The 16,160-nt window shown below is 54.5% G+C and carries 24 protein-coding genes, 2 other RNA genes and 1 pseudogene; 15 read left to right on the top strand and 12 right to left on the bottom strand.

Annotation, left to right across the window (positions count from 1 at the left end; all coding sequences use genetic code 11):
* A pseudogene (locus WMO17_RS06550) lies at nucleotides 1–246 on the top strand (plasmid recombination protein); the annotation flags it as partial.
* A 17-nt stretch (nucleotides 247–263) separates the two neighbouring features.
* Entirely contained in the window at nucleotides 264–440 is a 177-nt protein-coding gene (locus WMO17_RS06545) for a hypothetical protein (RefSeq protein ID WP_223387700.1), read from the top strand.
* Between the two features lie 98 nt (nucleotides 441–538).
* Here WMO17_RS06545 and WMO17_RS06540 read toward each other — a convergent pair whose 3' ends face one another.
* The 5 genes from WMO17_RS06540 to WMO17_RS06520 all read right to left on the bottom strand — a co-directional run bounded on the left by WMO17_RS06540 (nucleotide 539) and on the right by WMO17_RS06520 (nucleotide 3,488).
* The gene (locus WMO17_RS06540; protein WP_156069843.1) at nucleotides 539–790 is read right to left on the bottom strand and encodes a DUF6061 family protein; all 252 of its coding nucleotides are present in this window, start codon (nucleotides 788–790) and stop codon (nucleotides 539–541) included.
* Nucleotides 791–1,103: 313 nt separating this feature from the next.
* On the bottom strand, nucleotides 1,104–2,177 hold the full coding sequence (locus tag WMO17_RS06535) for a site-specific integrase (RefSeq protein WP_349137718.1): 1,074 nt from the start codon (nucleotides 2,175–2,177) through the stop codon (nucleotides 1,104–1,106).
* A complete protein-coding gene (locus WMO17_RS06530) occupies nucleotides 2,174–2,404 on the bottom strand; it encodes a type II toxin-antitoxin system MqsA family antitoxin (RefSeq protein ID WP_154259704.1) in 231 nt (76 codons plus the stop codon). Before WMO17_RS06530 ends, WMO17_RS06535 begins: the two co-directional genes overlap by 4 nt.
* 3 nt (nucleotides 2,405–2,407) lie before the next feature.
* Nucleotides 2,408–2,731 carry a DUF4258 domain-containing protein gene (locus WMO17_RS06525; RefSeq protein ID WP_156069998.1) on the bottom strand — a complete coding sequence of 108 codons (324 nt, stop codon included), beginning with the start codon at nucleotides 2,729–2,731 and terminating at the stop codon, nucleotides 2,408–2,410.
* 91 nt (nucleotides 2,732–2,822) lie between these two features.
* Nucleotides 2,823–3,488 (bottom strand): helix-turn-helix domain-containing protein, encoded by a 666-nt coding sequence (locus WMO17_RS06520; RefSeq protein ID WP_349137717.1) that lies wholly within the window; start codon nucleotides 3,486–3,488, stop codon nucleotides 2,823–2,825.
* A 181-nt stretch (nucleotides 3,489–3,669) separates the two neighbouring features.
* Between WMO17_RS06520 and WMO17_RS06515 the strand changes: the two genes are divergently transcribed.
* From WMO17_RS06515 to WMO17_RS06455, 13 genes are all read left to right on the top strand, one after another.
* Entirely contained in the window at nucleotides 3,670–3,867 is a 198-nt protein-coding gene (locus tag WMO17_RS06515; protein WP_349137716.1) for a helix-turn-helix domain-containing protein, read from the top strand.
* On the top strand, nucleotides 3,868–4,101 hold the full coding sequence (locus WMO17_RS06510; protein WP_349137715.1) for a DUF739 family protein: 234 nt from the start codon (nucleotides 3,868–3,870) through the stop codon (nucleotides 4,099–4,101).
* Nucleotides 4,098–4,904, top strand: a complete 807-nt coding sequence (locus WMO17_RS06505; RefSeq protein ID WP_349137714.1) for a phage replication initiator YdaU family protein — start codon at nucleotides 4,098–4,100, stop codon at nucleotides 4,902–4,904. The genes WMO17_RS06510 and WMO17_RS06505 overlap by 4 nt, the downstream gene beginning before the upstream one ends.
* Nucleotides 4,905–4,910: 6 nt before the next feature.
* On the top strand, nucleotides 4,911–5,519 hold the full coding sequence (locus tag WMO17_RS06500; protein ID WP_349137713.1) for a hypothetical protein: 609 nt from the start codon (nucleotides 4,911–4,913) through the stop codon (nucleotides 5,517–5,519).
* Between the two features lie 12 nt (nucleotides 5,520–5,531).
* Nucleotides 5,532–5,657: a hypothetical protein gene (locus WMO17_RS06495; protein WP_349137712.1), complete on the top strand. Its 126-nt coding sequence runs from the start codon at nucleotides 5,532–5,534 to the stop codon at nucleotides 5,655–5,657.
* Between the two features lie 71 nt (nucleotides 5,658–5,728).
* Nucleotides 5,729–6,457 carry a hypothetical protein gene (locus WMO17_RS06490; protein WP_349137711.1) on the top strand — a complete coding sequence of 243 codons (729 nt, stop codon included), beginning with the start codon at nucleotides 5,729–5,731 and terminating at the stop codon, nucleotides 6,455–6,457.
* Nucleotides 6,458–6,697: 240 nt separating this feature from the next.
* Entirely contained in the window at nucleotides 6,698–6,958 is a 261-nt protein-coding gene (locus WMO17_RS06485; RefSeq protein WP_349137710.1) for a hypothetical protein, read from the top strand.
* 202 nt (nucleotides 6,959–7,160) lie between these two features.
* Entirely contained in the window at nucleotides 7,161–7,436 is a 276-nt protein-coding gene (locus tag WMO17_RS06480; RefSeq protein ID WP_349137709.1) for a hypothetical protein, read from the top strand.
* 269 nt (nucleotides 7,437–7,705) lie between these two features.
* Nucleotides 7,706–8,176, top strand: coding sequence for a capsid assembly scaffolding protein Gp46 family protein (locus WMO17_RS06475; RefSeq protein ID WP_349137708.1), 471 nt, complete (start codon nucleotides 7,706–7,708; stop codon nucleotides 8,174–8,176).
* Between the two features lie 14 nt (nucleotides 8,177–8,190).
* Complete coding sequence (locus WMO17_RS06470; protein ID WP_349137707.1) at nucleotides 8,191–9,030, top strand: phage major capsid protein; 840 nt, start codon at nucleotides 8,191–8,193, stop codon at nucleotides 9,028–9,030.
* 63 nt (nucleotides 9,031–9,093) lie between these two features.
* Nucleotides 9,094–9,306 carry a hypothetical protein gene (locus WMO17_RS06465; protein ID WP_349137706.1) on the top strand — a complete coding sequence of 71 codons (213 nt, stop codon included), beginning with the start codon at nucleotides 9,094–9,096 and terminating at the stop codon, nucleotides 9,304–9,306.
* Nucleotides 9,296–10,666 carry a PBSX family phage terminase large subunit gene (locus tag WMO17_RS06460; RefSeq protein ID WP_349137705.1) on the top strand — a complete coding sequence of 457 codons (1,371 nt, stop codon included), beginning with the start codon at nucleotides 9,296–9,298 and terminating at the stop codon, nucleotides 10,664–10,666. Before WMO17_RS06465 ends, WMO17_RS06460 begins: the two co-directional genes overlap by 11 nt.
* A gap of 4 nt (nucleotides 10,667–10,670) precedes the next feature.
* Nucleotides 10,671–10,928, top strand: a complete 258-nt coding sequence (locus tag WMO17_RS06455) for a CpXC domain-containing protein (RefSeq protein WP_349137704.1) — start codon at nucleotides 10,671–10,673, stop codon at nucleotides 10,926–10,928.
* An 88-nt stretch (nucleotides 10,929–11,016) separates the two neighbouring features.
* On the opposite strand, the gene ssrA is transcribed toward WMO17_RS06455, so the two are convergent.
* The 7 genes from ssrA to WMO17_RS06420 form a co-directional block, all read right to left on the bottom strand.
* Nucleotides 11,017–11,367, bottom strand: a transfer-messenger RNA (tmRNA) gene (gene ssrA / locus WMO17_RS06450).
* Between the two features lie 70 nt (nucleotides 11,368–11,437).
* The gene (gene smpB, locus WMO17_RS06445; RefSeq protein WP_005941729.1) at nucleotides 11,438–11,920 is read right to left on the bottom strand and encodes an SsrA-binding protein SmpB; all 483 of its coding nucleotides are present in this window, start codon (nucleotides 11,918–11,920) and stop codon (nucleotides 11,438–11,440) included.
* A 102-nt stretch (nucleotides 11,921–12,022) separates the two neighbouring features.
* Nucleotides 12,023–12,622, bottom strand: a complete 600-nt coding sequence (gene recR, locus WMO17_RS06440; protein ID WP_005941730.1) for a recombination mediator RecR — start codon at nucleotides 12,620–12,622, stop codon at nucleotides 12,023–12,025.
* Nucleotides 12,623–12,641: 19 nt separating this feature from the next.
* A complete protein-coding gene (locus tag WMO17_RS06435) occupies nucleotides 12,642–12,980 on the bottom strand; it encodes a YbaB/EbfC family nucleoid-associated protein (RefSeq protein WP_097774953.1) in 339 nt (112 codons plus the stop codon).
* 31 nt (nucleotides 12,981–13,011) lie between these two features.
* Entirely contained in the window at nucleotides 13,012–14,877 is a 1,866-nt protein-coding gene (gene dnaX / locus WMO17_RS06430) for a DNA polymerase III subunit gamma/tau (protein ID WP_120079213.1), read from the bottom strand.
* Between the two features lie 77 nt (nucleotides 14,878–14,954).
* An RNA gene (gene ffs, locus WMO17_RS06425) (signal recognition particle sRNA small type) lies at nucleotides 14,955–15,053 on the bottom strand.
* A gap of 273 nt (nucleotides 15,054–15,326) precedes the next feature.
* The gene (locus tag WMO17_RS06420) at nucleotides 15,327–16,079 is read right to left on the bottom strand and encodes a ZIP family metal transporter (RefSeq protein ID WP_165852537.1); all 753 of its coding nucleotides are present in this window, start codon (nucleotides 16,077–16,079) and stop codon (nucleotides 15,327–15,329) included.
* Nucleotides 16,080–16,160: the final 81 nt, after the last annotated feature.

Below are 16,160 nucleotides of genomic sequence, written 5' to 3'. Positions count from 1 at the left end.
GGCTATATGATGGACGTGGAGAACCGCCGCTTGAAAGAAGAACTTTCCACCGCCAAGAAGGAGGCCGTTCGTTGGAGCAACAAGTACCACGACCTTTGGTATGATGTGAAGCCTTATCTGGATGCTCTCCACCGTGCGCCTGAACTGGTGCGCGGCTTTCTGGAAAAGATTCTTGCCCCCAAGCAGGAGCTCACCATGAATGTGCAGCAGCGAAACCGCAGGCGCGGGCAGGATATGGAACTTTGATTTTCGGAGGATACCATTTGAATAAAAAGAAGAAGTCAAACAAATCCGGCTACCCGGATGAAGCAATCAAGACCCTTGCACGTTGCTTTTATCCCTCCATGGTTGAGTTTTTCAACAGCGAGGAAGGCCAGCGTGAATATGAGGAATGGCTGAAAGAGCAGGAAGCTCTACAAGCCTTGCCTGTTGCAGCATAAAAACAGCAGGACGCTCCCAGTAAAGGGAACGCCCTGCCTTATATAGATGTATCTCACCGAGGTGTGTCCAGTTGGGCACACCTCTTATTTTTTTGCCCTCAATCTTCTAGCCCATGGCTCCCGGCTGCATTTTTCAAATATTCCTCCGGGTCACCGTTCAGAATCAAATCCGCATAGCCAAGCGGGTCATTATAGACGAGATAGTCTAACTCCGACCTCTGCGCCATGGTCACGTCCAGTGCATCCTCAACCCCGGTGCAGTCAATGGAAATTTTTCTCCCATCTTGGAGAGTCAACTCCACACACCCGGTATCCATATTGAACAAACAGGCTCTTGCATCGTACTTCATAATCGCATCCTCCAAATTTTGTTAGTGGCTTACGGTCTATGACAAGGTATCGGAGTTTTGCGCCGTCCACGGGAGCCTTCATTGTTATACCCGAAGAAAACGAAAAATCCGAACCCTTCTCCAATCGGAAACAGGTTCGGATTTTTCTTGTTTGGTGGAGGCGATGGGAGTCGAACCAATTCCCGCCGTTCTATCGTGAAAAAATCGCAATTTTCAGTCTGAAAATGTGGCGTTGCTATGGGCTTAAATTCTGCACATAGAACCGCACCCAGTTCCCTAAAATCTGAAAGTGTGGTAAAAACTGTGGTATTTTTCAGCCGTGCAACAGCTTCATAAATACCGCATTGACGGCCTGCGCGGTCTGCACATCCTCACCCGTCAGAGCGTGGCTGTACTGGCCGAATGTGTCCATGTCCTGGCTGTGGCCTACAAGCGCCTTGACCTCCCCGGCGGGAAGCGTCTTGATTGCGGAGACAAAGCTGTGCCGCAATTCGTACAGACTGACCGGCTGCAGATCGTTGGCAGCGCAGAACACTTTCCAGCGCTTATAAAACCGGCGCTCTGTTTCCAGACAGAACACGCTTTCACAATGGCCGGTGATAGCCCTCTGAGCTTCTAGGACAGCTTTTGCAACGTCCGGCAGGACGAATGACCGGCAAGCATTTTCGTTCTTTCCGCGCGTCTCCTGCCCTTTTACGTTGATGGCACGGGAGATGTTGACGGTGCTGCCTTTGATATCTGCCCAGCGCAGGCCCAGCAGTTCCCCGGGCCGCAAGCCGGTAAGCACCGCAAATCTGTATGCGTTGATATAATCATCGTGCACGCGCTTGTTGCGATACAATGTCGTGTCGATGCTGAACAGCTTTATTAAATCATCTGGCTGCAAGACCTTCTTGCCCTTCAGGCGTGCGCTGGCTGGTATTTGCACATCCTCCGGCAGATAGGTGGAGAGCTTTGCTTTGCGGCAGAATTTGCAAAAGGCCCGGAGATCACCGGCAATGGACTGCAGCGTTTTCCGGCTCTTGCCAGCGGCAGCGGCCTTGTTTACGATGGCTTGCAAATCGGCATCCGTCAGGGCATTGACCCGCTTTTTGCCGATGATCGGCAGCACCCAGGTACGCCACCGGCTTTCGATCGGTTCATAATTGCTTGCGCTGGTGGTCTGCTTTAAGCCCTCGAGCCAGAGTTTATACACGTCCTCAACGCGGCCTACTTTCGCGCCTATGCCGTCCTCAAGCCACGCATCAGCCTTGCGGTTCGCTTCCCGCTGGCCTGTGCGGCCTGGGGTGCTGCTGTAAAAATACCGGCGCTGGCCGTCTTTCTGCACCGCCACCCGCCACCGGCTGTAAGCTTCCTGCCAAACGGCGCTGTTCGTTCGCCTGCTCATGCTGCACAATCCGGGAAGTTGACCACGGTAATTTCAGCAACAGCCTTTTCGACCGTCTGCAAAATGCGCTCTATCTTCTCCACTGTATCGGCAGACAGCACGACTTCACCGCACTGTTCGCACTCCATGCAGGGAACATTTTTGATAACCACAACGCAGTTCTTCAGCTGCACCGTGTGAATGGTCGTGCTGGGCTTCATTTCGCCCTTGCAGAAAAAGCAAGTCATAATTTATTCCCCTTTCTTCTTTCGTTCAGTATACGTTGCGTTCCAGTGGTCGAGATCTGGCCAGTAGGCTGTGAGGATCCACAATGCACCCTCATGGATACCGCACACAACGTGCAGCCAGCGGCCTGCCAGATTGACCCCCAGCACCAAACAGGACGGACAGCGGTAATCATCCGGACGGTATTCGATGATCTTCCCGCTCTGGATGGCCTGCCGAATGTCTGCCAGCAGGATACCGCGCTCATAAAGCCGGGCCTGTGAATGGGCTGTTAGAAAGATTTGCCCGCCCTGAGCCAGTGTGCGCAGGTTCTCTATGGTCAATTCCATTGGTTCACCTTCTTTCTATGTCAATGATTGCCCGTCAGTGGGTGTCGTGAAACGCGACACCCCCCGCCTGCTGTGCTCTGCGCAGTGGGCTTTATTTTTTATCGGGAGCATATACGAGCGCTTCCAAATCTTCAACCAGCTTCAGCGTGTGAGCATCATTTTCTTCGTAGCACTTTGATAGGATTGCTTCAAATACGGGCAGCGGCTTTTCTCCGTAACGGTTCCACAGATCATCTATTGCAATCTGCACGGCGGCTTTCTTTTGGACATCGGATTGCAGCGAGTTGAACAAGTTCCGGGCTTTACTTTTGGCGCTTCCCTCATGGGTGGAGTCAATATATATCGCACCTTTGCTATATTCATCATCTGTACGCTGTGGGATAAAGGCAAAAAGAATCTCAGGAGCAACAGAATAACGCCGCGACATATCTAGAATGACACGCTCTCGCTCTTGATTATAAGTCGGAACGTCCCACGGCTTCCCGTTGTCCCTTGCAAGTGTTTCAGCTGCCCAAAGTTCGCTTTTAGCTTCCCTTTTGGCTGTTTCTATCTGTTCGTCAATCGGATAAAAGAACGCTTCCGGTACATTTAACGCCTTTGCAATTTTCTGTACAGTTTCAAATTTCGGGTTTAATTTTCCGAGTTCATAACGGCGTATCGTTGGTTCGGCAATTCCAGCCCTTTCTCCGAGTTCCTTTTGCGTCAAGCCTCGCGCTTTTCGGAGTTCTCTAATTTTTGCGCCGATGGTTTGCTCCATCCCCAATGCCCCCCCTTTTTATATAGTGTACCACGATTCGGTTTGAACAGCAATAAAAATTTCTGCAATCATCTTGACAGTAACTTTTAGCTCTGCTATAATACAGACAGAAACAAAAGTTTCTCAGCAACTTAGAACCTAGTCCGAACAGTAAGCGATAGTACGAAAGGAGTCTTTTACAATGCGATTGAATCGTGTGAAAGTGATTGCCCGTATGGCGCAGCTTGATTTGCGTATTGCTGATGTGTGCGAGCGCGGAACCATTTCTCGCTCTATCGTCAATAAAGCACGCAGCGGCGGCTCCATGAATCCGTTGAACGCGAAGCGGCTCGCTGCCGCACTGGGCGTGCCGCTGGACGAATTAAAAGAGGTGGACTAAATGTATCAACCATTTCACAAGTTGCGTGTGCGCTTTGCTGAATGCGAGATGCGGCAGGGCGATGTTGCACAGGCCGCAGGCATGGCAAAAAGCACCATGACCGCCCGGATGAAGGGCTATCAACCGTGGACAAGTGCAGAGATCACCCGCGTGGCCGCTGTCTTGAACATTCCCCGGGAGCAGATCGGAGAGTTTTTCTTTGAACCGTCTCCCAAGAGCAAGAAGGGCGCATGATGGCAAATAAAAGAATGTTTTCGGTGGACGTGGTGGAAACCGACGCTTTTCTTGACCTACCGTCCAAAACGCAGGCGCTCTACTTTCATTTGGGTATGCGTGCCGATGATGACGGGTTTGTTTCAAGCCCCCGCACCATCGTGCGCACCATCGGATGCACTACTGGTGATTTGAAGCAGTTGGAAGCCGCTGGTTATGTGATTTCGTTCAGTTCTGGTGTGCTTGTTGTGACTGACTGGAAGGTAAACAACACGCTCAAGAGTGACCGTTACCGCAAGACTATGTTTCAAAACGAGCTTGCACTGCTGAAAGAATCAGCATCAAAGCGTTACATCCTTTCTGGCAATGGAACCATTTCGGAACCAATCAGGAACCAAAACGGAAACCAGCAGGAACCGCAGTATAGTACAGTGAAGGATAGTGTAGAGAAGTGTAGGTTAGAACAGGAGAGCAACGCCGCTGCCGCGGCTGGTGAGCCTGATACTCCCCCTGTGGATATTTTCACATCTTTTGCCGATGGTGACGGTGAACTGCTGCAAGCTCTTCAGGATTACGACCGAATGCGCAAGGAAAAGCGCAAGAGCCTAACAGATACCATGCGCCGCAGCCTGTGCCAGCAGCTGGATGAAGAATTTCACCGCTGTGAATGGGTGCAGATCATCAAGCAGGCCACGCGGCAGGGATGGTTAAAGTTTTATCCGCTGGACAAGGACAAGCCCGCCAGCACCGTGCCAGAGTTTGAGAGCGCTGGCGACCAGATCAGCCGAATAATCGAAAACCTCAAGCGAAAGAATGGAGCGTGATACAAAATGACCCTTGAAAAGGTAAAAGAACTGATGCAGACCCGCATGGACTACTTCGAGCAGCACCTTTCTGATGAAACCATAACCGCTCAGCTGAAAGCCTACACGGCCAATCTGGGCACTGTGCCGGATGATATTGCCGAAGCAGCTTTCTATGCTGCACTGGGTAATTGCCGCTATCCGAAACAGTTCCTTGCTGACTGGCAGGAAGCTGTGCGGGACATCCAGCTTGACGCGCTGCCGTCCCCGGAACAGATGTGGGTAAGCACTCTGGCAGCGGCCAAACGGATTGACAGCGAGCTAGAGTGCGCCCGGAACGGTGGAAATCTGGACGAAGAAAACAGCCGGGAAAAGTGCCTTGCGCGGGCATGGGATGTATTTAACGCTCTGCCGGAAGCTGTGCGCAAGCTCTACGGCAATCCGTCCGCAATGCGCAGCTTGCTTGCATCCCGTGATACCAGCGTGAGCGAGATGAACCGCATCTATCGCCCGGCATTCATGCAGGCAATTAAAAAAGCCCCGGCAAAAGCCCTGCAGACCCCAAAGACAGCGCCCCAGCTGACGCAGGGCACCCAGCCTGCTGCTCAGATCAGCGACAGCAGCAAGAGCGCGTGAGGGGGTGATTTTGTGAACGACACACAGGTAAACCGTGACCGCTATGTTGAGGCAATCACCAAGTTGCTGGAAAAGGCAAACCTGCGCAAACTGCGCCTGATCTGGATCTATGTGGAGCGCATGACCCGCACCAACTAAGCCGACCCGCTCAAAAAAGAGCGCGTTGATATTTTGATCGTGCCCAGTACGGGCACAGGAAGGATTTTACCATGAACGAAATGAAGCATTTTTTCAACACCACCAGCGTTGACACCATCGGCGAGTGCCTGAACGGCGAGAAGCTGCTGAATGCATCCCGCAATGAGAAGGGCAACACCCTGTTGACCTTTGAAAGTGCCTACGAGGGCTACTCCGACCTGCTGACCATTACCCCGGACGGCTCTGTGATCGGCACGTTCATCTGTGACGAAGAACAGCAGCCCCAGACCGTCAACGATACCCAGTGCGCTGCCAATGAGATCGTTAAGATGGACGATCTTATCCGCTATGAGAACAGTGCAGAGTTTCACCGTGCATACGCCGACTTCTTGGACGCAGCGGAACTGCTGGCAGTTGATGGGCAGGCGGTGGTTACTCTGGCAGAGCTGGCACGGAAGTGTGCAGACGCGGCGCAGCTGAATGCCTATCGTTTGGCTACGCGTTACCCTGTGATGGTGCGTGCAGCACTGGGACTGCCCGACATCAACTATACGCCTGGCTTTAACCCGGACGTTGATCTTGACACCGATTCTATTTCTTCGATGCTGCCCAACTACTTCGGCCTGCTGAAGCCGCTGCATGAAGAAGATGGGTGCGACCCTAGCGAGGGCGTTGTTCTGCTGTTCCATGACAAGTCTAACGCCAAAGAACCCAGCGCAGAGCTGAAGATTGTTCCGATGGTGAACGCTGAAGGCGTGCCGGTTCTGTCTGTCAGGGTGAGCGACCTGCCCCAGCAGTAAGCCCAAGACCGCCGACAAACAGAAAGCCGCCTTTCCCTGCGCCAACAGGGACGGGCGGCAAATGGCGGGACAACGCATTGCAGTAATGTTTCCCGCCCTCATTTTAGCAGAAAGAAGAGGGATTTTCAATGTTTGGTTACACCGCTTATCAATTTTCTTGTGTCGCCCCTGTGGCGCTGATGTTCTTCGTGGGTGCCGCTGTGATGTGGTTCAGCGGCATCCGGTAAGGGGGTGTGCAACATGACGAGAGAAGAATCTTTAGAAGCCCTGTGCGTGGCTTTTGAGAAGCTGGACGAGGACGAACAGCGAGGGATGATCCGGCTTATTGAGCAGATGAAGCGTGCCCATACTTTTGGTCTGGACGTTCGTTTTGACGAGCACACTTTCACTTTCTTTATCGCAGATGCAGCGACCAACACCGTTGTTGCCCCGCCGCCGATGAATATTCCTACTGTGGAAGCATGGCTGGACGACTACGAGAAAGAAGCAGCCGAAGAATGACATTGCAAGGTGATATTCTTGCAGTTGCGTCCGTTTTATGGTACAATATGAGCGTAGTACAGACGCTCTTTCAGACCATTACAACGCGTAAAATTTAACGGTGGTGCGTTGAGTACATAGCGCCACCCCCACCCCTGAGAGCGTATGACGGCCCAGCAGGCCGCTGTGCGCTCTTTTTATTTGCCGGAGGTCATTCTATACCATGACGAAAACGAAGCTCAAGAAGTGCCCTGTATGCGGCGCTGTGATGTGGCATTTTGCCAATGAAAGCCGCTGCCTTGAATGTGCAGTATGGAAAGCCCAGGACGAAAAGGAACGGGCCCGCGTCCGTACTCTGGCATGGGCTGCATACCATGCGGAACACGGCGAACGGCTGTCACTGGGCGAAGCTGCTGTGATGGCTGATGCTATGGGCATGAGCTACGGCGCATACAGTTTACAGTTGTCTCAGCAGAAACGCAATGTAGCAATAAATTGACATTGAATAGCATTATATTTGCATTTTACAACAGAATGTGGTATACTGACCATAGCAGGCGGATTATAGCGCCGTCCGGCTCCTGACTGCTCTTTGCTGCACGGTCTGGCTGTGGGTGTGCCATGACCCACGATCAGAGCGCCCAGCATTGCAGGAGCGGACATACCCCTTGCACCGGACTTTTCCTTTCCCCGGTGCACCATGCGCGGCATAAGGTTTGCCACCTGCTGCTTTTTACGTCTACTCATACGGAAAATGAGGTGCTATCAATGGAAAATCCCAACCCTACCCCCAGCGCCGCCCAGCAGCCCGAAAATAACGGCTCTGAGCGGATGTTTTCACAATCCGAAGTAAACACCATCGTTGCAGACCGGCTTGCCCGTGAGCGCTCCAAGAGTGCCGAGCGCGTGGGCGACCTTGACGCACGAGAAAAAGATCTGAAAGCCCGCGAGGAAGCGTTGGAAGCCAAAAGCCAGCGTTTCAGCCAGTGGGAAGCCCGGGAAGCCTGCAAGCAGTATCTGACTGATAACCATATCAGCGCGGCACTGCTGGATAAGCTGGACACCAGCGACCCGGAAGCGTTCAAGACCGCTGTAAAGGCGGTGCAGAGCGTCACCGGCAATGGGTACAGCGTCACTAAGACGACCACCGGCGCAAAGGTGGACACCCCGCCGATGTGGCTTTCTCAGGGCAAAGATAAAGACGCTGAGTTGAAGCGGGCTTTCGGTCTGAACAACTGAAAGAGGATCTATAAATGGCTATTGAGTTAGCAACCCAGTTCCAGGCATATACAGACGAACAGTTTTACTCCGAAAGCAAAACCAGCCTTGTGACGAACAAGGATTTCAGCTTTGACGGCGCAAAGACCATCAAGCTGTATAAGATGCAGTCCACCGAGATGGAGGACTTCAACCGCAACGGCCCCATTCTCGAGGGGAATAAGTCTCAGTATGGCACGATCAGCACCCTGCAGGCCACCACCGAGACATTCACGATCAACAAAGATCGTTCGTTCACTTTCGAGGTGGACAAGATGGACACGGACGAAACCAAGATGCAGGTTGCCGCCGCCAGCGCTCTGGCACGCCAGCAGCGTGAGAAGGTGTTCCCGGAGATTGACTCCTATGTTTACAGCGTGATGGCAGCAAATGCAGGCATTAAGCCGGAAGCCGCAGCCCTGACCGCTGAAAACATCTATACGCAGATCATCACGGCAAATGCCCAGATGGATGATGCAGAGGTGCCCGCATCTGATCGCGTGCTCATTCTGACCCCGACCACCTACACGCTCCTGAAGCAGTCCAAGGCCACCTTTGACAATCAGGACATTGGTGCAGAACTGCGCAAGAAGGGCGTTATTGCCCAGCTGGACGGCCTGAATGTGGTCAAGATCGCGTCTAACCGCCTGCCCGCGAAGTTTGGCTTCATGATCGCGCATCCCGTGGCTACCGTGGCCCCGGTCAAACTGGCAGAGTACAAGATTCACCTTGACCCGCCTTTCCTGTCCGGCAGTCTGGTGGAGGGCCGTATTTACTACGACGCGTTTGTTCTGGAAAACAAAGCAAAGGGCATCTATTATCAGGCAATCGCCTGATATGGCATCATCTGGGCGCACGGGGCTGACCTGTGCGCCCTTTTTGTATCGAGGTGAGTATATTTGAAGATCAAACTTTCAACTCCCGCAGAGGTACGCCGCACGCTGTCCAAGATCGCAAATATGCTGCTGAATAACGAGATCGACCCGCAGCGGGCAACAGCTATCACAAATTGCTGCAACAGCGTTCTAAACTGCATCCGCATTGACGAACAGCAGAAGAAGCTGGCAGAGCTGGAAAAGCTGCTGGACGAGGTGGAAGCGAATGGAGCTTGACCGACTGGAAAAGCGCATCCGGGCACTACAGGCCCGGAAAGCGGCCAGAGCTGCCACGTTTAAGCGCGTGCAGGGCATCGACCCCACCGAGCACGAAGCGGCTGTATATCACGCCCTGCATGAGGATATAGCAGCCGATGCACACACCTACTACAATTTGCCCGGTGGGCGTGGCTCCTGCAAATCCTCTTTTGTGTCGTTGGAGATCGTGGACGGCATTCAGAAAGACCCCACCGGCACCGGCTCTGCTGTGGTGTTCAGGCGGTGGGGCAGCACCTTGCGGGAATCCGTGTTTGCACAAATCCAGTGGGCTATTGACGCGCTGGGCGTGTCTGACCTGTGGAGCTGCACCGTGTCACCCATGCGCTGCACCTACATTCCCACCGGCGCACAGATCATCTTCCGAGGGCTGGACGATAACAGCAAAATCAAGTCCATCAAGCCTGCAAAGGGCTTTTTCCGATGGGTGTGGTTTGAGGAATTTTCAGAGCTGCCCGGTGAAAATTTCGTCCGCAGCGTAATGCAGTCTGTAGGCCGTGGCGGGAAGCCTGTGGTGTTCCGCAGCTTCAACCCGCCTGTGTCCCTGAATAACTGGGCAAATAAGTTCATCCAGCAGCCCAACGAGGAAGCATTGACCCTGCACACGGATTACACCCAGGTGCCCCCGGAATGGCTGGGAGAGGTGTTTCTGAACGAAGCCCAGCGCATCCAGAGCCTAAACCCGAAAGTGTACGATCATGAGTATCTGGGCATTCCCACCGGCAGCGGCGGCGAGATATTCACCACGCTGGAAGTGCGCGAGATCGCGGACGAAGAGCTTGAAATGCAGTGTTACCGCTATGTCGGTGTTGATTTCGGCTTTGCGTCTGACCCTGCTGCCGTTGTGGTGCTGTACTACGACCGCAGCACCGAAACTATCTATTTTGCAGATGAAATTTACAAGCGCGGCCTGTCAAATGAAGCCCTTGCCGCCGAGATCAGGGCGCACGGCCTTGACCATGTGGGCGAAACCAGAAAGAACCCCATCACAGGCGCAGAAACAGCCCCGGAACAGGTTATTTATTGCGACTGCGCCGAACCCAAGAGCATCATGGACTTGCGTACATACGGCTTGCAGGCGCGGCCCTGTACCAAGCACCCCGGCTGTGTGAACTACCGCATCAAGTGGTTACAAAAACGGACGCTTGTGGTTGACCCCCGGCGCACGCCGAACATCTACCGCGAGTTTTCACAATATGAATACGACACGGATAAAGACGGGAACTTCCTGCCCAGTGTGCCAGATCGGGACAATCATACTTGTGACGCAACCGCATATAGCCTTGACCGTCTTATCTTCAACAAGAACGAAGGAGCGTAAAACCATGCTGGAAATGCACCTGACCTGCCCCCATTGCAAAAAGACCTTTGTTGTTTATCCGCTTGTGGCAGCCGTGGAGCTTGACGGCTTTGTTGACTGCTGCCCCCGCTGTCATACATCCGTTGGCTATCACTGGCTTGAAGAAATCCAACCGGCCTTTTTGCAGCTGGCAGATATTGACCAGCGCATGAATAGCGATAAGGAAGGGCAGCCGCTGCCGCCTGAAAAACAGGGCTGGAAGATCGAGATCAGACAGGGATAAAAACACACTAAAATCCGAAAATGTGGTAAATAGTGTGGTATAAACAAAGAAAAGCACCTAGATTTTAACGAATCTAGGTGCTTTTTGCTGGTGGAGGCGATGGGAGTCGAACCCATGTCCGAAAAGAGTTCAGTGTAGGTATCTCCGGGTGCAGGCGATCTACAACATTCCCGCCGCGCCACGCCGATCGTCAGGCTAGCGCATTGGTAGCTTCATGAGTTCCTGCCGGTCCGCAAAGCTTAAGTCCGTTCAGGTGCTGTGTCTAAAGGACGCCCCGGCCCCACACGACACAAGAGTGGGCGGAACGCGCAGCACTCAGGCTGCGAGCAACTGAGAATTGTTATTGTCAGTTAATTTTTTTGGAGGAGTTATAGAGCAGTTCCCCCACTGCTACCCGCTGCCCAGACCTCACTCTCCCCGTCGAAACCTTTACGCCCCCTTATAAAGCACACCTTGCGGTGTGCAGAAAGCTTTGAAAAAGTTCCGCTTCAGGAAGCGGTCTGAAAAAATCAATAGTATTTGCCGTTGGACTTCATGGCACGGTCAATGGAACGCTTTGCATCGCGCTGGGCGGCATCGGCACGCTTATCGTAGAGCTTTTTGCCTTTGCAAAGGCCCACTTCCATTTTCACGCGGCCATGTTTGAAATAGAGCGAAAGCGGCACAAGGGTATATCCCTGCAGCTTGCACTGCTGATGCAGCCGCCGGATCTCACTTTTGTGTGCCAGCAGGCGCCGGACGCGCATCGGATCCTGATTGAACATGTTTCCGTGGTCGTAGGGACTGATATGCATTCCCTTTACCAGCAGTTCGCCATCCTCAATATCGACCCAGCTGTCTTTCAGGTTGACCCCTCCGGCACGCAGGCTCTTGACCTCCGTACCTTTCAGTTCAACGCCGGTTTCCAGCGCTTCCAGAACGAAGTATTCATGGCGCGCTTCACGGTTTGTGGCAATGGTTTTTGTTGCCGGACGCTCCTTAGTGGGTGCCATTCCGCGCGCCTCCTTTCTCCATTGTGGTTTGTTGTATCAGTATACCATTTTTTTATGGTTTTGCAAGGGCTGTTTTTGAAGAAATTGTAAATTTTTCCCAATTCACAGCTCACCACGGCCAGAAAGTGCACGGTACAAAGTGGTTTCGTCAGTGTATTCCAGGCTTGCGCCCACCGGCAGGCCATAGGCCAGACGTGTGGTCTTGATGCCCAGAGGCTTGATAAGCTTTGCCAGATACATGGCGGTGGCTTCACCCTCCACCGTGGGGTTCATGGCCATGATGACCTCTTTCACCTTGCCGTCGCCCAGGCGGGCCAGAAGTTCCTTGACGCACAGCTGTTCGGCAGTAATGCCGTCCATCGGGCTGAGCAGGCCGTGCAGTACATGGTACAAGCCGTGATACTCCCTTGTGCGTTCAAACGCCTGCACATCGCGGGGCGTTTCCACCACGCAGATCACAGAAGGGTCGCGTTTTGCACTGGCACAGATGGGGCAGATATCCGCTTCTGTATAATTCTGGCAGATACGGCAGCGATGGAGCTTGGTGTGGGCACCCTGAATGGCTCCCGCCAGTGCGGCGGCATCTTCGTCCGACATGCTCAGCACCTGATACGCCATGCGGGTAGCGCCCTTGCGTCCGATCCCCGGAAACTTGCTGAATTCTTCGATCAGCTTTTCCAGCGGGGCAGCAGTATAGCCCATGTTCTTCCCTCCTGCCGGATCAGAGACCGGGGATGTTCATGCCGCCGGTCAGCTTGCCCATTTCAGCTTCGGCAGTTTCGTCCACCTGCTTGACGGTTGCGTTGATGGCAGCAGCCACCATATCTTCCAGCATTTCAACATCATCCGGGTCCACAGCCTCGGGCTTGATGGTGATGGACAGCACTTCGTGCTTGCCGTTCATCTTAACAGTGACCATCTCACCGGCAGCGCTGCCGGTGTACTCGGCAGCTTCCAGCTCGGCCTGTTTGGCTTTCATATCTTCCTGCATCTTCTGTGCCTGACGCATGAGGGCGTTCATATCGGGGCGGCCAAAGCCTGCGGGCATTCTTGCTTTCATAATCGTTTCTCCTTATTGATGCAATGTATTTTTATGATCTCGTTTTCCTTGCGGAATCCTCAATGGACACATCCAACCCCAGCTTTTCCAGTGCACGAAGCGACTGCTCTGCGTTGGAGACCGTTTTGCCAGCGCTCTTTGGTTCATAGGGACCAATGGGCACCGCCGTACCGGACACATCCTTGATCAGCTTTTTGATCAGGCGCTGGCTGTCCTTGTTGGCGCGGATAAAATCGCGGAAGGTCTTGCCGCCGTCGATCAGCACGCGGGTGCCATCAAAGTAAGCCTTGGACTTGCGCAGATAGGTGTAGAGCATGGGATCTTTTTCCTGCAGCTGCTGTACCACCTGCGGCCAGTACGGATACAGCGCAGTCCCTTCCTGCCCGGCATCCTGCGGCTTTTCCGGCACAGGCTTTGCAGCGGGCGTGGGTGCAGGTTTGGGCGGTTCTGGCTGCGGAACAGGTTCCAACTCTGCCGGCATGGGTGCAGCTGGCTGTGCGGCCTGCGCGGCAGGCTCGTCCCAAGGTAGCATTCCGGCCTGCTGCACGGGCGGTTCCTCCGGCAGCGGCGGCAGCTCTTCGGTCTGGACGGGTGAAGTCTGCTCTACAGATATTTCCGACGGCACGGAAGGTTCTGCCTTTACAGGTTTCGGTTCCGCTGCAGGCTGCACCACAGGAACGGACGGTATTGGCGGCTGGGTAGTCGGAGCGCTTGCAAAGGGCTGCACAGCAGTTGCCGAGGCAAACGGCTGCGGCGCTGCGGGTTGAGCTGCAGCACGGACAGGCGCGGCCTGCACAGGAACTGCCTGCGGCTGCTGGGGCGGTTCGGATAAGCCAAATAGTGCAAGTTCCAGCTCGATCCGCTGGTCGCTGCCGCGGGTCATATGTTCCAGCGCACTGCCCAGCGCACGGATGGCACGAATGGCCTCCCGCTGGCCAAGCTGCGGGCCTTTTTCCAGATACAAAGCCTCCTCCTCCGGCGAAACGCCGGACAGAAGGCTCTGCCCGCCCGGCAATGCTGCCAGCATCAAAGCACGATAATGCGCGATCAATTCCTCTGTCAGACGCTTGACATCCACAGACTGCTGGCGAAGCTGTGCCAGCTGGGCCAGTGCTGTGGCACCGTCCTGCGCTTCCAGTGCGTCCGAAATGCGGAACAGATAACTGCGGTCGGTCACACCTGCCATGCGGCGCACCACATCGGCATCGATTTTCGCCGTAACGCCTGCGCAGGTATCCAGAATGGACAACGCATCGCGCAGTGCACCGTCGGCCAGACGGGCGATCAGTTCCGCACCGTCCGGCGAAAGCTCCAGCTTTTCCTCACCTGCAATGTATTCCACCCGGCGGGCGATATCCTCCGGCCCGATGCGGGTAAAATCGTACCGCTGGCAGCGGGAAAGAATGGTGGCGGGCACCTTCTGGATCTCAGTGGTTGCCAGAATAAAGATGACGTGGGCAGGCGGTTCTTCCAGCGTTTTGAGCAGCGCATTGAATGCTGCTGTGGACAGCATGTGCACCTCATCGATGATGTATACCTTATATTTACAGGCGCTGGGAGTGTAAGCTGTTTCGTCGCGCAGGTCGCGGATATCGTCCACACCGTTGTTGGACGCCGCATCCATCTCCACCACGTCCAGAATGCTGCCGTTATCGATGCCCTTGCAGATCTCACACTCGCCGCAGGGGTCTCCATTGACCGGATGCAGGCAGTTGACTGCCTTTGCAAAGATCTTGGCGCAGGTGGTTTTGCCGGTGCCGCGCACGCCGGTAAACAGGTAGGCATGGCCCACACGGTTTGCCGTGATCTGGTTTTTCAGCGCAGTAACAATGGCCCGCTGGCCTACCACATCCTCAAAACGCTGCGGTCTCCATTTGCGGTACAAGGCACGGTACATGGTTCTCTCCCCTTTCCTGCAAAATAAAAAGGACAGCGCTGACGGGGTTTTGTCCCCGCCTTGCGTAACTCGGCATACGGATGCAGGCTTACTGAAACGCACGAACGCACTGCTTAAGGCTGCTTGGTTCCCCACCTGACCTGGTTCACAGCGAATCCATCGTACAGGACCCGCATCCGTATGCCGAACCACGCAGCAGGCGCTGTCCGACACATCCTTCTGAATGCCAGAATATTGTACCATAAACGCAGGCAGATTGCAAGGGGTGGGAGGTATCATTTCACGGCCCACGCATGAAACGACCAAATAGGATAGCCCAAAGTCAGAAAATGTGATGTTCTCTAAAATCCAAAAAGCGCAGTACATTCTCTGCGCTTTCGCGTTTTGTACTGCGCTTTGCTTTTATCCTGTTATTTTAACGGCATTGATTTTGCAACAGCCTTTTTTTCTTACAATGCCACATCCAGTGCCATCATCAGCGCAAATCCCAGCACGATGCTTACAACACCGGCAGGCTCGTCGCCCTCCACGGCCTGCGGGATCATCTCCTGTGCGGTCACGCACACCATGCAGCCCGCCGCTGCGCTGAGCAGCCACGGCAGCGCAGTACTGACCCATTCGGCCAGGGCAAAGGCAAGCAATGCCCCCAACGGCTCTACCAGCCCGGAAGCCGCTCCCGCAAAAAACGCCTGACTGCGGGTGCGGCCGTTATGGGCCAGCGGCAGGCTGACTGCTGCACCTTCCGGGATATTCTGCAGGCCGATGCCAAGGCTCAGCGCCAGTGCACCGCTGATGGCATCCGGCTCTCCGGTCAATGCCAGTGCAGCGGCAAGGCCCGCCACCATACCCTCGGGCAGGTTGTGCAATGTTACTGCCAGCACCATACGTCCGCCGTGCCCGGCCCCGCCTGCCAGCAGCTGCCCGGCAAACTGTTCCACCTGCAAAAGGCCCACTGCGCCCAGCACAAGCCCCACTGCCGATGGGATCCATGCCGGAAGCGGCAAAGTCTGTCCGCGCTGGATAGCAGGCAGCAGCAGGCTCCACACACTGGCCGCCAGCATGATGCCCGCTGCCATGCCGCACAGGATGCGCTGCGTGCAGGGCCGCGACTGCCGCCGCAGCAAAAACACGCCTGCTGCCCCCAGTGTAGTGCACGCCGCCGGGAACAGCAGCACCCACGCAGTGAAAACAATCTGGTTCACGATACATTCCCCCTTTGCCCGGTGTATGTGCGCCGAAGCAAAAAGGTGCAGAAAAGCCCGTCACACAAAATACAGTGTGAT

Origin of the sequence: Faecalibacterium faecis (genome assembly GCF_040096475.1) — a bacterium.
GTDB classification, from domain to species: domain Bacteria; phylum Bacillota; class Clostridia; order Oscillospirales; family Ruminococcaceae; genus Faecalibacterium; species Faecalibacterium taiwanense.
The sequence above is the reverse complement of the archived record's forward strand: the minus strand, read 5'-3'. Positions and strand labels throughout refer to the sequence as shown.

What these genes read in the sequence shown, in the direction of transcription:
- WMO17_RS06540 (WP_156069843.1), bottom strand. Translation starts at nt 790, where the DNA reads ATGAAGTACGATGCAAGAGCCTGTTTGTTCAATATGGATACCGGGTGT.
- WMO17_RS06535 (WP_349137718.1), bottom strand. Translation starts at nt 2,177, where the DNA reads ATGAGCAGGCGAACGAACAGCGCCGTTTGGCAGGAAGCTTACAGCCGG.
- WMO17_RS06530 (WP_154259704.1), bottom strand. Translation starts at nt 2,404, where the DNA reads ATGACTTGCTTTTTCTGCAAGGGCGAAATGAAGCCCAGCACGACCATT.
- WMO17_RS06525 (WP_156069998.1), bottom strand. Translation starts at nt 2,731, where the DNA reads ATGGAATTGACCATAGAGAACCTGCGCACACTGGCTCAGGGCGGGCAA.
- WMO17_RS06520 (WP_349137717.1), bottom strand. Translation starts at nt 3,488, where the DNA reads ATGGAGCAAACCATCGGCGCAAAAATTAGAGAACTCCGAAAAGCGCGA.
- WMO17_RS06515 (WP_349137716.1), top strand. Translation starts at nt 3,670, where the DNA reads ATGCGATTGAATCGTGTGAAAGTGATTGCCCGTATGGCGCAGCTTGAT.
- WMO17_RS06510 (WP_349137715.1), top strand. Translation starts at nt 3,868, where the DNA reads ATGTATCAACCATTTCACAAGTTGCGTGTGCGCTTTGCTGAATGCGAG.
- WMO17_RS06505 (WP_349137714.1), top strand. Translation starts at nt 4,098, where the DNA reads ATGATGGCAAATAAAAGAATGTTTTCGGTGGACGTGGTGGAAACCGAC.
- WMO17_RS06500 (WP_349137713.1), top strand. Translation starts at nt 4,911, where the DNA reads ATGACCCTTGAAAAGGTAAAAGAACTGATGCAGACCCGCATGGACTAC.
- WMO17_RS06490 (WP_349137711.1), top strand. Translation starts at nt 5,729, where the DNA reads ATGAACGAAATGAAGCATTTTTTCAACACCACCAGCGTTGACACCATC.
- WMO17_RS06485 (WP_349137710.1), top strand. Translation starts at nt 6,698, where the DNA reads ATGACGAGAGAAGAATCTTTAGAAGCCCTGTGCGTGGCTTTTGAGAAG.
- WMO17_RS06480 (WP_349137709.1), top strand. Translation starts at nt 7,161, where the DNA reads ATGACGAAAACGAAGCTCAAGAAGTGCCCTGTATGCGGCGCTGTGATG.
- WMO17_RS06475 (WP_349137708.1), top strand. Translation starts at nt 7,706, where the DNA reads ATGGAAAATCCCAACCCTACCCCCAGCGCCGCCCAGCAGCCCGAAAAT.
- WMO17_RS06470 (WP_349137707.1), top strand. Translation starts at nt 8,191, where the DNA reads ATGGCTATTGAGTTAGCAACCCAGTTCCAGGCATATACAGACGAACAG.
- WMO17_RS06460 (WP_349137705.1), top strand. Translation starts at nt 9,296, where the DNA reads ATGGAGCTTGACCGACTGGAAAAGCGCATCCGGGCACTACAGGCCCGG.
- WMO17_RS06455 (WP_349137704.1), top strand. Translation starts at nt 10,671, where the DNA reads ATGCTGGAAATGCACCTGACCTGCCCCCATTGCAAAAAGACCTTTGTT.
- smpB (WP_005941729.1), bottom strand. Translation starts at nt 11,920, where the DNA reads ATGGCACCCACTAAGGAGCGTCCGGCAACAAAAACCATTGCCACAAAC.
- recR (WP_005941730.1), bottom strand. Translation starts at nt 12,622, where the DNA reads ATGGGCTATACTGCTGCCCCGCTGGAAAAGCTGATCGAAGAATTCAGC.
- WMO17_RS06435 (WP_097774953.1), bottom strand. Translation starts at nt 12,980, where the DNA reads ATGAAAGCAAGAATGCCCGCAGGCTTTGGCCGCCCCGATATGAACGCC.
- dnaX (WP_120079213.1), bottom strand. Translation starts at nt 14,877, where the DNA reads ATGTACCGTGCCTTGTACCGCAAATGGAGACCGCAGCGTTTTGAGGAT.